This is a genomic window from Actinomadura sp. NEAU-AAG7 (genome assembly GCF_018603865.1).
Classification (GTDB): Bacteria; Actinomycetota; Actinomycetes; order Streptosporangiales; family Streptosporangiaceae; genus Spirillospora; species Spirillospora litoris.
This window is the reverse complement of sequence record NZ_JAHFZY010000007.1, coordinates 132387-146030: the sequence shown is the minus strand read 5'-3', so window position 1 is coordinate 146030 and position 13644 is coordinate 132387. Positions and strand designations below refer to the sequence as shown.

Annotated in this window: 12 protein-coding genes; 2 read left to right on the top strand and 10 right to left on the bottom strand. The window is 72.6% G+C overall.

From position 1 onward, the window contains the following. Complete coding sequence (locus tag KLI87_RS30160) at positions 1 to 1101, top strand: 3-oxoacyl-ACP synthase III family protein (RefSeq protein ID WP_156218562.1); 1101 nt, start codon at positions 1 to 3, stop codon at positions 1099 to 1101. 97 nt (positions 1102 to 1198) lie between these two features. Further along, a complete protein-coding gene (locus tag KLI87_RS30155) occupies positions 1199 to 1807 on the top strand; it encodes a hypothetical protein (protein ID WP_214619769.1) in 609 nt (202 codons plus the stop codon). Positions 1808 to 2006: 199 nt separating this feature from the next. Here KLI87_RS30155 and KLI87_RS30150 read toward each other — a convergent pair whose 3' ends face one another. The 10 genes from KLI87_RS30150 to KLI87_RS30105 all read right to left on the bottom strand — a co-directional run bounded on the left by KLI87_RS30150 (position 2007) and on the right by KLI87_RS30105 (position 13520). Continuing rightward, positions 2007 to 3197, bottom strand: coding sequence for an MFS transporter (locus KLI87_RS30150; RefSeq protein WP_214619767.1), 1191 nt, complete (start codon positions 3195 to 3197; stop codon positions 2007 to 2009). An 8-nt stretch (positions 3198 to 3205) separates the two neighbouring features. After that, on the bottom strand, positions 3206 to 3988 hold the full coding sequence (locus tag KLI87_RS30145; RefSeq protein WP_156218559.1) for an iron-containing redox enzyme family protein: 783 nt from the start codon (positions 3986 to 3988) through the stop codon (positions 3206 to 3208). Positions 3989 to 4074: 86 nt separating this feature from the next. Then, positions 4075 to 4305 (bottom strand): ferredoxin, encoded by a 231-nt coding sequence (locus tag KLI87_RS41190; protein ID WP_214619765.1) that lies wholly within the window; start codon positions 4303 to 4305, stop codon positions 4075 to 4077. Between the two features lie 32 nt (positions 4306 to 4337). Beyond that, entirely contained in the window at positions 4338 to 5612 is a 1275-nt protein-coding gene (locus KLI87_RS30135) for a hypothetical protein (protein WP_214619764.1), read from the bottom strand. Between the two features lie 343 nt (positions 5613 to 5955). Further along, positions 5956 to 7641, bottom strand: coding sequence for an ABC transporter ATP-binding protein (locus tag KLI87_RS30130; RefSeq protein ID WP_308166310.1), 1686 nt, complete (start codon positions 7639 to 7641; stop codon positions 5956 to 5958). A gap of 1 nt (position 7642) precedes the next feature. Then, positions 7643 to 9421 carry an ABC transporter ATP-binding protein gene (locus KLI87_RS30125; RefSeq protein ID WP_214619762.1) on the bottom strand — a complete coding sequence of 593 codons (1779 nt, stop codon included), beginning with the start codon at positions 9419 to 9421 and terminating at the stop codon, positions 7643 to 7645. Next, on the bottom strand, positions 9418 to 10452 hold the full coding sequence (locus KLI87_RS30120) for an iron-siderophore ABC transporter substrate-binding protein (RefSeq protein ID WP_250904414.1): 1035 nt from the start codon (positions 10450 to 10452) through the stop codon (positions 9418 to 9420). The genes KLI87_RS30125 and KLI87_RS30120 overlap by 4 nt, the downstream gene beginning before the upstream one ends. Before the next feature lie 127 nt (positions 10453 to 10579). Continuing rightward, complete coding sequence (locus KLI87_RS30115) at positions 10580 to 11413, bottom strand: ABC transporter ATP-binding protein (protein ID WP_214619758.1); 834 nt, start codon at positions 11411 to 11413, stop codon at positions 10580 to 10582. Beyond that, positions 11410 to 12468: an iron chelate uptake ABC transporter family permease subunit gene (locus tag KLI87_RS30110; RefSeq protein ID WP_214619756.1), complete on the bottom strand. Its 1059-nt coding sequence runs from the start codon at positions 12466 to 12468 to the stop codon at positions 11410 to 11412. Before KLI87_RS30110 ends, KLI87_RS30115 begins: the two co-directional genes overlap by 4 nt. Further along, a complete protein-coding gene (locus KLI87_RS30105) occupies positions 12465 to 13520 on the bottom strand; it encodes an iron ABC transporter permease (protein WP_214619754.1) in 1056 nt (351 codons plus the stop codon). Before KLI87_RS30105 ends, KLI87_RS30110 begins: the two co-directional genes overlap by 4 nt. Positions 13521 to 13644 lie beyond the last annotated feature (124 nt).

Genomic DNA, 13644 nt, shown 5'->3' with positions numbered 1-13644 from the left:
ATGTCCGACGCCGACCGCCACGTGTCCGTCCTCAGCACGGGCGCGCACCTGCCCGGCGACCCCCTCGACAACGACGCGCTCGAACGGCTCGCGGGCCCGCTGCCGGACGACGTCCTGGCCGGGATCGAGGTGCGGAGGCGGCACTGGCTCATCGACCCGCGGACCGGTGAGCACCGCACCAGCACGTCGCGGATGGCGACCGCCGCCGCCCGGCAGGCGCTCGACCGGGCGGGCCTCGAACCCGCCGACATCGAACTGATCGTGATGTCGACGGCCAGCCCCGAGCACCTGCTGCCCGCCGCCGGCACGTACGTCCAGGAACAACTCGGACTGGACGCCGCCGCCGTCATCGAGGTCCGCGCCGGTTGCGCGGGCGCCGTGCAGGCGCTGGACATCGCGCGCCGGCTGCTCGCCGACGGCGTCCACCGCACCGCGCTCGTGATCGGGGCCGAGTCCATCTCGCCCCTCCTCGCGCCCCTCTACCTGGGGAGGGACCCGTTCGACGTCCGCATGCGCGACCGGCTCACCCTCTACACCTTCGGCGATGGCGCGGCGGCCATGGTGCTGGAGGCGGGCGGGCCGGGATCCGCCGCCGGGCGGCCCCGTCCGGTGTTCGCGACCCGGTCCCTGGGCGGCGGCCGCAGACCCGGGATGCTGATCAACGGTGGCGGCACGGACCTTCCGCTGGCCCGCCAGCAGGCCCGCGAGCGCCTGATGGAGATCCGGCTCGACATCCAGGGGACGACGAAGTTCGGGCCCCACGTCTTCGTCACCGGGCTGCGGGACATGCTGGGACGATCCGGCCTGTCGGTGGCCGACATCGACGCGTGCGTCCTGCCCGAGGGCAACGCCGAGTACTTCAGCGGCGAGTTCGACGCCGCCGGGCTGAGTCCGACGGACGGCGCGCGGCTGAAGAAGATCATCGTGGAGAACCTCGCGGACGTGGGCGCCACCGGGTCGCCGGCGGTGCCGCTGGCCCTGGACGCGGGCTGGCGGAAGGGTACGGTGCGGCCCGGCGACACGGTTCTGCTGCTGGCCATCGAGGCGAGCCGCTATGTGTACGCGGGCCTCACGCTCACCTGGGAGGCCCCGGCACCGTAGTCGACGCCGTCCGCCTAAGAAATTTCACCGGAAAGAGAGGACCCGACCGAAACAGCGCATTGGCTCGCAGTCCGCCGTTTCGGGCATTATGACGGCCATGGTGAAGATCTTGCAGCGCGGCCCACATGTCTGGTTATGGTGCGCCACCATCTACGTGTTGTTGGTCGCCGCGACCGCTGTCGCGGCCGTCACGATGCTTTCCCGCAGCATCGAGCAGGGGCTGGAGGTGTGGCCCGACGCGCAGTCGGAGACGCAGATGGTGGCGGCGTGGCGCGGTGCGGCCATCCTCGCCTACACCTCCGGCAGCGAGGTGGGCCATGTCTGCGCTCTGCTGGCCGGTCTGCTGGTCGCGCGGACGGCGGCGGTCCGGTCATGGCCGGCCGGGCCGGCCGTCGCCGTGCTCGCGGGCACGGTTCTGGCGCTGGTGAATCTGTCGCTGGCGTGGTGGAAGGCGTCCCCTCGGCTGGCCTATCTGACCGGGCCCGTAGATCCGGCGGTCATCGACCCGGGCCTGCGGCACCACAGCTGCGTCATCGTCGCCATCGCGCTGGTCTCCACGGCGTTCTCGGCCCTCGCCGCCGCCGGCTACGGCCTCGGCATGAAGCGCAACATCAAAGCCGCGGTCATCACCCTGATGGTGCTCGCCGCGTTGGCGCTCGACGGCCATTTCATCCTGACGGGCCTGGTACCCCGGCCGGATTACTAGCGGTGATCCGATGTCGAGCCCGAGAAAGGCCGTCCCGATAGGCCGGGTAACCCCGATTACCCGATGAATCATCCTTCCCGGGAAATTGAAAAGCGCACTCGCCCCCTCCGCGACGACCCGCTGGAGCTGCTCACCGACCGCGAGACCGACGTCCTGTCGCCGGTCGCCCGGAGCCGGTCCAACACCCTCGGACGTGTGATCAGCGAATTGTCGCGCCGGTCGGCTCGCGCAGCATCGCCGCGGCGGCGAGCGCGAGGAGGGGGAGCACGCCGAGGACCAGCAGCACCGTGCGCAGGCTCGTGGCGTCGCCGAGCACGCCGAAGGCGGGCGCCAGCAGGCCCCCGGCGCTGACGGTGAGTCCGGTCGTGACTCCCGCGGCCGTGCCCATGCGCTGCGGCAGGTAGTCCTGGCCGAGGGTGGTGTGGATGGAGAACGGGACGTAGAGGCAGAGGCTCACCGGGATGACCGCGATGATGATCAGCTCGTGGTTCGCGAAGGCGAGGGTGAGCACCGCCGGGACGCAGAGGGCGTAGGCGACGCGCAGTACCCGCAGGCGGCCGAAGCGTCCGGCGAGGTGGCCGCCGAGCACCGTGCCGACCACACCGCCGAACAGCAGGGCGGTCAGCGTGGCCTCGCCGAAGCCGCGGCCGCCGTGCAGGGTTCCGGTGACGTAGAGGGTGAGGAAGGTGGTCAGTCCGTAGTAGACGGCCGACCGCACGATGACGATCACGGTCATCAGCGCGAAGGAGCGGCGGTCGCTGGGCCGGTCGGCCGCGCCGCGCCGCGCGGCCGCCGCCTGTTCCTCGGTGCGCCGAGGTCGCAGGAGCAGCGCGGTGATCCAGGCGGGCAGGGCGAGGATCCACAGCCCGCCGAACCCGAGTCCATAGACCACGGGGCTGATGACGACCGGCGCGAGGGCGATGCCGAGGTTGCCGCCGACGTGGTAGTAGCCCATCGCGGACTGGCTGCCTCGGGAGGCGATCCGGGCGATCCGGGCCGATTCCGGGTGGTACGCGGCGATCCCGAGGCCCGCCAGCGCGAGCGCGAGCCAGATGAACTCATAGCGTTGCGAGGTTCCGGACAGGGCGATGCCCAGCGCCGCCGTGGACATGCCGGCCCCCACGAGCCAGGCCATCCGGTACCGGTCGGCCAGCATGCCGAAGAGGGGCTGCGCCACCGAGGACGACATCGTGGCGCCGAAGGTCAGGCCGGCCACCGCCGCGTACCCGAAGTGCCCGCGGGCCGCGATGAAGGGCAGCAGCGCCGGGACGGCCCCCTGGTAGAAGTCGTCGACCACATGGCTGAAGGTCAGCAGCGCGATCCCGGGGCCGCGAGGGGCGCGCCCGGCCCCCCGCGGCCGTTCCGACGCGCTGACGGACGTCCCAGACATCGATCACATCATTCGGCCGCAGGTTCTGCGCCGTTACAGCCGGCGGTGAGATGCGTATGGATCTCGGTCCAGTTGTCGGCGAGCAGGTCGAGGTAGGTGGTGAAGCCGCGCTCAAGGTGCTCGATGTCGGCCTCGCTGCGGCAGGCGCGGGCCGCGGTGGACAGCGAGTGGATCTTGTGCTCCTTCTCGGTGGCCCCGATGTGCAGGTAGAAGTACTCGCAGTTCTCGTGGAACTCCTCGAAGCCGAAGTAGCCGCGGTAGTTGCGCACGCCCTCGTACAGGGAGACGAGCTGCGGGTAGGCGTGCCACTCCTGGGCGAGCAGGGCGCCGCAGACCTCCTGCGGGTGCGGGCTGCTGAAGACCTTCTCGCCCTCCTCGACCAGCCGCCGCGTGGAGGGCAGGATCGGCGCGTCGATCTCGTCGAAGTCCACCTTCCGGCGGTGCAGCCTCGACAGCAGCGCCTCGAAGAAGGAGCGCAGCAGCACCGCGTGGACCGCGGAGGCGTCGCCGCGCCCCATCTCGTCGCTGAGGTTCTCGACCGTCTCGGCGCGGGCCGTGACGTCCTCCATATGTATGAAGGCCAGGGCGATCCGGACCGAGGTGCGGCTCACCCGCTCATAGTAGTTGCGGGCGATGAGCTCGACCTGCTCGACCGGGAGCTCGCGCGACATCCAGAGCCGGTAGAAGGGGTTGTCGATGGCGGGGTGCCGCGAGGCGCCGCGCGCCAGGGCCCCGACGCGTTCGAGGGCGGCGGTCGCCGAGAACGGTTGTGATTCGGTCAGTGCGGTCATCGTGGTGCCAGCCTTCGTCATCGTGGTGAGCGGTCGACCTGCCGCCGACGGCCGGCAGGGGGATCTTGCTGGGGTGCGCGGTCGGCTCAGACCGTGTGGATGCAGCGCGCCGGGCAGGCGCGCACGCACGCCTCGGCGACCGACTCCAGGTCGGCGGGCACTTCGGCCTGGCCCGCCTCGCCCCCGGGATCGGACAGCACCTGATCGCCCTGGCGCACATAGGCCAGGAAGTCCTCGCCGACGGCGAACAGCTGCGGTGCCTCCTCTTCGCACAGGCCGCTGTTCTGGCACTGGGACTGGTCGATCCAGATCTTCACGAGACCTCCTGGGTGGTGGGGTGCGGTGCCGGTCAGGACGGGAGGGGCTCCGGCTCGACGGGATCGGCGTCCTGGACGTGGAGGACGTGGCCGCGGCCGAAGGTGTCCTCGACGATCACCCGGATCCACTCGGCGTAGCGGATGAGCTGGACCAGATCCTCGCCGGTGAACAGGTCGCCCTCGTCGTGGCTCATCCGCACCACGCGGAAGTCGCCGACCATCGGGGTCAGCGCGGCGGCCCGTCCGCCGCTGAGGTGGCGCACGGAGAAGGACGCCCGGCCGCCGGTCGAGCATCCGATGCTCTGGTGGCCGCGGTAGTGGCTGTCCTCGTTGCGGTAGATCATGTGGCCGCCGTGCTTCTCCACGAACCGGCCCCGCATGCAGCCGGGGCCGTACAGCCCGCGGATCGCTCCGCGCTTCAGCTTGAGCATGCGTGCCCTGATGTTGCGCTGGAGCTGGTCGGAGGACTCGTGGCCCAGCCGGTCGCGGTGGGCCGACAGGTCCACGGCCTCGCGCAACTGGGTCTCGGTGAAGAACGCCTCGCTGGTGGTCATCCGCTCCGGGGTGTCGAGCAGGTCGCCGTTCGGGCAGGTCAGCGTGACGTGGTCGCCCCGCAGCACGGGGTCCGACAGCGTCAGCGCCATGATCTCGCGCAGCAGCGGCGCGGCCTCGCCGTGGCGGTCGGCGCAGCGCCGTGCGGCCTCGCGCAGCTTCTCCTCGCCCGCCAGGCGCGCCGTGTCGGGATCTTCGCGTTCGATGACCCGCTCCAGGTCCGGGCTCAGGCTCCACGGCCGGACCGCCGCACGCGGCACCATGCCCTCGGTGCGGTACCAGGCCTCGCCGTCGATGATCGAGTAGAGGTGGTGGGTGACCTCGACGCTCCGGCGCAGCGCGTCGACCCGGCGGGCGAGCGAGAGCAGCCCGGCGGACGGTTCGCCCGAGGCGCCGCCCAGGGCGGCCTGGTAGGCGTCGCCGCGTTCGCGCAGGACCGCCCGGACGGCATCGGAGTCCACCCGGTCGATGAGCTCGTCCAGTCCCACCGAGGAGATGCTGAGCGCGTAGAGCGAAAGCACCAGGTCGCTCTCCTCGGCGTCCCAGTCGGCGGGTGGCGTCGCCTGAAGCCGTTCGAGTTCGCCCCGCAGGTCGGCGCGCACGCGGTAGTCGCCTTTGTACTTGAGCCAGTGGTGGCGGCTGTAGACGACGGGCTGGAGGCAGGCTGCGAAGATCCCCTCGACGCACCTCTCGTCAGGTGTGCCTGCGAGGTGGTCACGCAGCTGCGCCGCGGTCTCGATGTCGATCTCGCGCATGGGTGAATCCTGAAGAGGCATGGAGAATCGCCCGCCTATTTCGCTCCGTACAGGGTTGGTTTGGTCGATATGAACTCTTCAGATCGATCAGGGAGAGCGGCGGCGACCGGGGGCGGCGGGCGGTTCTTCCTTCGTGGAGCATTAGCCCAGACAACCACTCAGGGCAACGAGAGTTAACTGTCCGTGTCGGGCAGGGTTGCTGGCGCGACAGTGCACCTCAGGTAGCCGTCCCGACATCCACGAACGCGGCGGCGGCGTGGGGGCCTGGCCTGGCACGGCGACCGTCCTCGTCTCGATCATCGGCCCGAGGACGGGGCCGGTTCTGTGAGGGCGGGGTGAGTTTTCAGCGGGCCACCGTTGCGCGGTAGTCGGCGTCGCCGGCTAGGAGGTCTTGGTGCTTTCCCTCGGCGGTAATGGTTCCGTCGCCCAGGACCAGGACCCGGTCGGCGGCGTTCAGGAGGGCCGGGCTGGTGGTGAGGACGATCGTTGTTCGGCCCCGGCGCAGGGCCGCCAGGTTGTGGGCGATGAGCTGTTCGGTGACCGCGTCCACCGCGGTGGTCGGGTCGTGCAGGACCAGGGCGGGAGCGTCGGCGGCCAGCGCGCGGGCCAGGGACAGGCGCTGGCGCTGGCCGCCGGAGAGGTTCGCGCCGCGGTCGCGGACGCCGTGGTCGAGCCCCTCGCGGTGCAGGGCCACGACGTCCGTCAGCATGGACGCCTCGACGGCCTCGGCGACCATTGCGCCGGTGCCGTGCGGGTCGATGTTCGTGCGCAGGGTCCCCGCGAAGATCTCGGCGTCGTACGGGTTCACCAGCAGGTGCTCGCGGAGTGCCTCGATCGACAGCTCCGAGATCTCCCGGCCGCCGATCCGCACCGCGCCTTCGTAGGCGCCGGACGGGACGCTCGCGGCGAGAATGGCGACCAGGTCGGCCGCCGCGCGCGGCTCACGAGCGGCGATCGCCACGAACTCGCCGGGTTCCACGGTGAATTTCAACGCGCGCAAGGGCCCGTACTCGACAACGTCGACTTCCAGGGCGTCGCTTGGGTCGGGCCTGTCCCGTCCCGGGGTCTGTACCGGCGGTGCCGCCAGCACCAGCGCCATCCGTTCCGCCGACGCGCGCGCGATCATCACGTATTTCGGCATCTCCGAGAACTGCTTGAGCGGTTCCATGACGAACTGCGCCAGCCCCACGGCCATGACGAGTTCCCCGACGGAGATCCGGCCCTGGAACGCGAGCCAGCCCGCCAGCAGTGTCGCGGCGGTGGCGAGGGCGGTGTTGAGGGCGACCGCCGCGCCCGCGTACGCGCCGTTCGCCCCGGCGACCGCGACCGCCTGCCGCCTCGCCTCCCCGCTGACCCGGCGGTAGGACCGGAACGCGGCGTGGTTGCCGCCGAAGCCGCGCAGCGGGCGCAGCCCGATGATCAGGTCGGCGACCTTCGCGCCCGCCCGCGCCACCCGCGCCTGCTGCTCGCGGGTGCGGGCGCCGATCCGCCTGGACAGCACGCTGAGCGTCGCCAGGATCGCGACGGTGCCCGCGATCACCAGCAGCCCGAGCCGGACGTCGGCCAGGCCCAGCGCGCCGGCCGCGATCAGCACCGCGACCAGCGAGCTGACCAGCAGCGGCACCACCTCGATGATGTCGGCGGTCTGGTCGGCGTCCTCGGTGGCGACGGTGAGCACCTCACCGGACTTCAGATCGACCCTCCTCGCCACCGGCTGGAGGCCGCAGGCGGCGACGCGCACCCGCCAGCGGTGCGCCTCGGTCGTGTTGGCCTTCTGCAGGACGCGCATCCCGAACCGCCACGATAGCGACACGGTCGTGATGATCACGGCGAGCGCGGCGACCGACAGGCCGAGCGCGGCGGGGCTCCGGTGCCGCAGCGCGTGCTCGACGATCAGTCCGAGCGCGATGGGGAACGCGGTCTCGCCCGCCTGGTACATGCCCATGAGGACGGTGCCGCCGGCCATCGCGCCGATGTTGCGGCGCAGCGCGCCGCGGAGGATCGCCGATCCCGTCAAGGCCGCCGTCACGCTAGCTCCCCTCCCGCCATGCCCGCCACAGCCGCGCGTACCGGCCGTCCAGCGCGACCAGTTCCTCGTGGGTGCCGATCTCCACGACGCGGCCCGCGTCCAGCACGGCGACGCGGTCGGCGGCCACCGCCTGGGTCAGCCGGTGCGCCACGAACAGCGCCGTCCGGCCCCGGCACGCCGCCAGGACGGCGCGCTCCAGCTCGGCGGCGCCCTGGCTGCCCGCCTCGGCGGTCGACTCGTCCAGCACCACGACCGGTGCGCGGCCGAGCACCAGGCGGGCCAGTGCGATCTGCGCGACCTTGGTGGCGTCCAGGCGCTCGCCGCCCTCGCCGACCCGGGTGGCCGGCCCGTCGGGCAGCGCGTCGACCCAGCCGTCCGCGCCCACCGTGCGGAGGGCGTCCCGCAGGTCGGCGTCGGACGCGTCGGGCGCGGCCAGCCGCAGGTCGTCGGCGAGCGGGCCGGAGAACACGTGCGTCTCCTGCGTCAGGATGCTCACCAGGGCGCGTGCCCCGGCCTCGTCCAGGACGGACAGATCCGTCGGGCCGACGCGTACCGAACCCGACCACGGCGTCCCGATGCCCGCGACGAGCGCGGCCAGCGTCGTCTTCCCCGCGCCGGACGCCCCCACCAGCGCGAGCGAGCCACCGGCGGGGATCGCCAGGTCGATGCCGTGGAGGACGGGCTCCTCGCCGCGGGTGTAGCCGTACGTCAGGCCCTCGACCGTCACCGGGTACGCGGCGGCCCCGGGCGCGCCGGCGGTCGGGTCGCCCACCAGGCGCTCCTCGGTGCCCTCCGCCATCGCCCCGACCAGGCGGGTCAGGCTCGCGCCCGACTTCTGCGCCTCGTCGAAGGTGAACAGGATCGCGCCCAGCGGATTGAACAGCCGGTGGAACAGCAGCGGCGCCGCCGCCACGTCGCCGAGGCTCGCCGCGCCGGCCTCCAGCAGCGCGTACCCCACCACGATGATCAGGACAAGCCCGACGAACTCGGCGCGGTTCTCCCGGCCGACGAACCGTCCGAACAGGCGGAACACCTCGATGCCGAGGTCGCGCACCCGCCACGACTCGGCGGTGACCCGGGCGCGGAAGGCGCCCTCCAGCCGGTAGGCGCGGACGGTGTCGATCCCGTTCAGGCCGCTGATCAGCGCCTGCGCGCGGTCGGCCTGGGCGACGCGCTGCCGCCGGTAGAGCGGCGCGGACCGGGGGAGGTACCAGCGCAGGGCCAGCGCGTAGGCGGGCAGCGCGCCCGCGCCCGCCAGGCCGAGCCGCCAGTCCAGGCCGAACATGCCGGCCGTGGCGATGGCGACCAGCACGCCCGCCGAGAAGACGGTGGGGACGGCGGTCCGGAGGCCCTTGGACAGCACGGCCACGTCGTCGCCGACCCGGGAGAGCACGTCCCCCCGTCCGACCTGCTCGACCCGGGCGCTCGGCATCGCCAGCACGGCGCGGACGGCGCCCTCCCGCAGCCGCGCGAGCAGGCCCGCGCCCAGCCGTCCGATCAGATGGGCCGAGGCCGCGGTGGCGGCCGCGCCGAGCAGCACGGCGGCCGCCAGCACGCCCCCGACGGTGGCCAGCGTGGACTCCGGCCCGCCGCCGGCCACCGCGTCGACCACGCGGCCGAGCAGGAGGACCGGCAGCACCTGGAGCGCCGCCCCGGCCACCGTCGTGAGGACGGTCGCGGCCGACAGTCCGGGCACGGCGCGGCAGTACGCCGCCACCCAGCGGGCCGCCTCGCGTCCGCTCGCCGTGCGCAGGGCCGCCTCGGGCTCGGTGGGGGTCACACCCCGCCGACCGACTTGACCATCTCGTCGATCGCGTACGGCAGCGACAGCAGCGTGGCCTGCGACATCGCCGCGCCGACCGCCGAGCCCTCACCGTCGGGCAGGTAGGACACCTTGCCCCGCTTCACCGCCGGGAGGTTGGCGAACAGCGGGAACCGCTTGAGCGCCGCCTGGTCGGCCTGGTCGTTGATGACGAAGATGCGGTCGACGTCGACGAGGTCGATGCGCTCGGGCGACAGCGTGGTGAAGAACTTGCCGCCCGCGATCTTGTCGATCTCGGTGGCGCCCTTGAAGCCGACGCCGGTGAGCAGGCGCCCGCGCACGTCGGTGGTGGTGAACGGCGCGACCGACCCCTTGTACCAGGACAGCGCGACGGCGGTCTGGCCCGCGAACTCCGGGTGCGCCTTGCGGGCGGCGTCGAGCCGGCCCTGGATCTCCCGCACCATCCGGGTGCCCTCGGCCTCCTTGCCGAGCGCCTTGGCGATGTGCGCCGCGTTGTCCTGCCACGGCGCGCTGAACGGCTCCTTCTCGGCCTTGGTGCGGCCGACCGTCGGCGCGATCTTGGAGAGCTTGTCGTAGGCGGCCTTGTCGATCTCGGAGTAGACCGCGACGATCAGGTCGGGGCGCAGCGAGGCGATCTTCTCGTAGTTCGGGCCGGAGTCGCCGTTGCTCATGATGACCTCCGGACGCGCGTCGCCCCACTTGGCCTTGACCCACGGCCACTGGGTGTTGACGTCGGGAGACCTGCCCGGCGGGTTGGGGTACTGGTCGACCATGCCGACCGGCCGGGTGCCGAGCGCCAGGATCGCCTGGTCGTCGGTGTAGCCGACCGAGACGACCCGCTTCGGGGCCTTCTCGATCTCGGTGGAGCCGAAGGCGTGGTCGACGGTGACCGGGAACGTTCCACCAGCGGCCGCCGGCCCGCTGTCACCGGTCGTGTCGGACGAGTCGGAGCCGCATCCCGCCAGGAGGCCGGCGCCGAGGGTCAGTGCGGCCAGGATCGTCGCGGCCCGTCGCAGGGGCCTGGTCATGGTCGTGCGTGGGAGGAGCAATCGAGGTCCTTGGTTCTGTGCCGTCCGCCGCGACGCCGCGCGGCGCGGGCGGGGCGATGGAAATAAGGGAAGCCTAACCTAATGGCGATCTACCTGGCGTTTCGGGTCATACCTGGCGGGGGAGGGTGTGCGCGCGACCGATCGGCACGATGAGCGGACGGTCGCCGACCGGGTCGTCGATCACCTCGGCGCGCAGCCCGAACGCCTCGCGCAGCAGCTCGGCGTTGATCACGTCGCGCGGGTGCCCCTGCGCCAGGATCGCGCCGTCCCGCATCACGACGAGGTTGTCGCTGTAGCGCGTGGCCAGGTTGAGGTCGTGCAGGACCATGACGACAGTGCGGCCGGCCTCGTGCAGGTCGTCCACCAGGTCGAGGACGTCGATGGCGTGCGCCAGGTCCAGGTAGGTGGTGGGCTCGTCGAGCAGCAGCAGGTCGGTGCCCTGCGCCAGCGTCATCGAGATCCAGACCCGCTGGCGCTGCCCGCCCGACAGCGCGTCGACGGGACGATCCGCCAGGTCGGCGACCCCGGTCATCTCCAGCGCGCGCCGGACGACGTCGGCGTCGTCCGACGACCACTGCCGCAGCCAGCTCTGGTGCGGATGGCGGCCCCTGGCGACCAGGTCGGCCACCGTCAGCCCCTCCGGCGCGACCGGTGCCTGGGGGAGCAGGCCGAGCTTCCTCGCGACGTCCCTGGCCTTGAGCCCGGTGATGTCCGCGCCGTCCAACACGACGGTTCCCGCGGACGGCTTGAGCAGCCGGGACAGCGTCCGGAGCAGCGTCGACTTGCCGCAGCCGTTGGGCCCGATGATCGTCGTGATCACCCCCGGCGGGATCGCCACGTCGAGGCCGTCGATGACCGTCCGTCCGCCGTACCCGACGGAGACCTCCCGCGCCGCCAGCCGCGGGCCGCGCGCCGCCCCGCCCCGCTCGTCCACCGTCATGCCGCCTTTCTGAGGTTCGCCCGCACCAGCAGGTAGACCAGGAACGGGCCGCCGATCGCGGCGGTGACCACGCCGACCGGGAGCGCGACCGGCAGCGCCGTCCGCGCCAGCACGTCCGAGCCGTTCAGCAGCAGCGCGCCCACCAGCCCGGACGCCACCAGCGGCGGTGTCGGACGGCGCGCCAGCCGCATCGCCGCCTGCGGCGCCACCAGCGCGACGAACGGGACCGGGCCCGCCACGCCGGCCAGCAGCACCGCGCACAGCAGCAGGACCGCCCGCACCCGGCCGTGCCGGACGCCGAGGCCCGCCGCGATCTCGTCACCGAAGTGCATCGGCTTGAACTGGAAGGACGCGGCCGCCACGACGGCGAGCAGCGCGAGCCCGCAGCACGTCGCCACCCAGACCTCGTTCCACGTCCGGTCGGCCAGCGAGCCGACCAGCCATGCCTGGGCGCGGGCGACGTCGCGGATGTCGGCCGTGACCAGCAGCCAGTTCGTGATCGCCTGCATGACCGCGCTCACCGAGATGCCGATCAGGACGAGCCGCATCCCGTCGATCCCGCGCCGCCACGCCAGGACGTACACCAGCACGCCCGTACCGAGCCCGCCCGCCAGCGCCGCCGCCGACAGGCCCACCGAACTCATGATCGCGGCGGTCGTCCCGCCCGACACCGTCACCAGGAACACCGCGACCGCGCCGGCGCCGGTGGTGATGCCGAGGACGTCCGGGCTGGCCAGCGGGTTGCGCGCGAGTGACTGCGTGATCGCCCCCGACACCCCGAGCGCGATCCCTGCCACGAGCCCGGCCAGGGCGCGCGGCAGCCGCAGGTCCATGATGACGAACTCGTCCACGCGCTCGCCCCGCCCGGTGATCGTGGCGATCACGCGCGGGAGGGCGATGGTGAAGTCGCCGAAGCTGATCGACAGGCAGAACACCAGGAAGGCCGCCGCCGCCAGCAGCAGCGTGACGAGCACCGGCCACGGCCGCCACACGAACGACACGCGGCCGAGCCGCACACCCGGCGCCATGGCGGGCCTCGCGTCCGTCCCGGTCATGCGCTCCTGAACCTTCCGCGCCACACCAGGGCCGCGAAGAACGGCGCGCCGACGAGGGCGACGACGATGCCCGCCTCCAACTCGCCCGGCCGGACGACCAGGCGTCCGACGATGTCGCAGACCAGCAGGACGGCGGCGCCGAGCAGGCCCGCGTAGGGCACCAGCCAGCGGTGGTCGGGGCCGGTCAGGTGCCGGGACACGTGGGCCACCATGAGCCCGAGGAAGGCGATCGGCCCGCACGCGGCCGTCGCCGCGCCCGCCAGCAGCGTGATGGCGGCGATGCCGAGCGTCCGGTGCAGGGCCACGTTCACCCCGAGCCCGCGCGCCACGTCGTCGCCCAGGTCGAGCAGGTTGATCGCGGGCAGCGTGACGGCGGCCAGCACCAGCCCGACCACGACGAACGCGGTCACTGGCCAGATCACCGCGAACCCCGCGCCCGCGACCGTGCCCGCGTTCCAGAACCGCCACGCGTTCAGCGCCGCCTTGTCCTGGAGCGAGATCGCCGTGGTCATCGCCGCCAGGAACACCGTCACGCCCTGCCCGGCCAGCGCGAGCGTCAATGGGTTGCCCGCGCCGCGTCCGATGCTCGCCAGCCCGAACACGACGACGCCCGCGACGGCGGCGCCCGCGAAGGCGAACCAGACGTACTGGAGCGGGTCGGCGAGACCGAACACGGAGATCGCCGCCACCACGGCGACCGACGCGCCGGAGTTCACCCCGAGCAGGCCGGTGTCGGCGATCGGGTTGCGCGTGCAGCCCTGGACCATCGCCCCGGCGACCCCGAGCGCGACGCCCGCCACGACGGCGAGGACCGTCCGGGGCACCCGCACCGTCTGCACGATGAGCCTGATCTCGGAGAGCCGCTGGTCGGCGTCCGGCCCCGCGAACAGCCCGCGCCACACCTCGGCGGGACTCAACGCCCGCGCGCCGACGGCCAGCGACGCGGCCCCCGCGACGGCGACGACCAGCACGAGCAGGCCGAGCCCCAGGACTCCCCCGCGCCGGACGGGCGCCGTCCCGTTGACGGGACGCTGCTCAAGCAGCGTGCTCATCCACGTCCGTCACGTCCGAGCGGCAGCACATTTCCTCCAGAACGACCCATCAAGCGAGGAAAGCCTAACCTAACCCCAGATCACCGCCCGATCCGGTGGCCGCCTCGCGTCCGTCCAAGCGCTG

What these genes read in the sequence shown, in the direction of transcription:
- KLI87_RS30160 (WP_156218562.1), top strand. Translation starts at nt 1, where the DNA reads ATGTCCGACGCCGACCGCCACGTGTCCGTCCTCAGCACGGGCGCGCAC.
- KLI87_RS30155 (WP_214619769.1), top strand. Translation starts at nt 1,199, where the DNA reads ATGGTGAAGATCTTGCAGCGCGGCCCACATGTCTGGTTATGGTGCGCC.
- KLI87_RS30150 (WP_214619767.1), bottom strand. Translation starts at nt 3,197, where the DNA reads ATGTCTGGGACGTCCGTCAGCGCGTCGGAACGGCCGCGGGGGGCCGGG.
- KLI87_RS30145 (WP_156218559.1), bottom strand. Translation starts at nt 3,988, where the DNA reads ATGACCGCACTGACCGAATCACAACCGTTCTCGGCGACCGCCGCCCTC.
- KLI87_RS30135 (WP_214619764.1), bottom strand. Translation starts at nt 5,612, where the DNA reads ATGCGCGAGATCGACATCGAGACCGCGGCGCAGCTGCGTGACCACCTC.
- KLI87_RS30120 (WP_250904414.1), bottom strand. Translation starts at nt 10,452, where the DNA reads ATGACCAGGCCCCTGCGACGGGCCGCGACGATCCTGGCCGCACTGACC.
- KLI87_RS30115 (WP_214619758.1), bottom strand. Translation starts at nt 11,413, where the DNA reads ATGACGGTGGACGAGCGGGGCGGGGCGGCGCGCGGCCCGCGGCTGGCG.
- KLI87_RS30110 (WP_214619756.1), bottom strand. Translation starts at nt 12,468, where the DNA reads ATGACCGGGACGGACGCGAGGCCCGCCATGGCGCCGGGTGTGCGGCTC.
- KLI87_RS30105 (WP_214619754.1), bottom strand. Translation starts at nt 13,520, where the DNA reads ATGAGCACGCTGCTTGAGCAGCGTCCCGTCAACGGGACGGCGCCCGTC.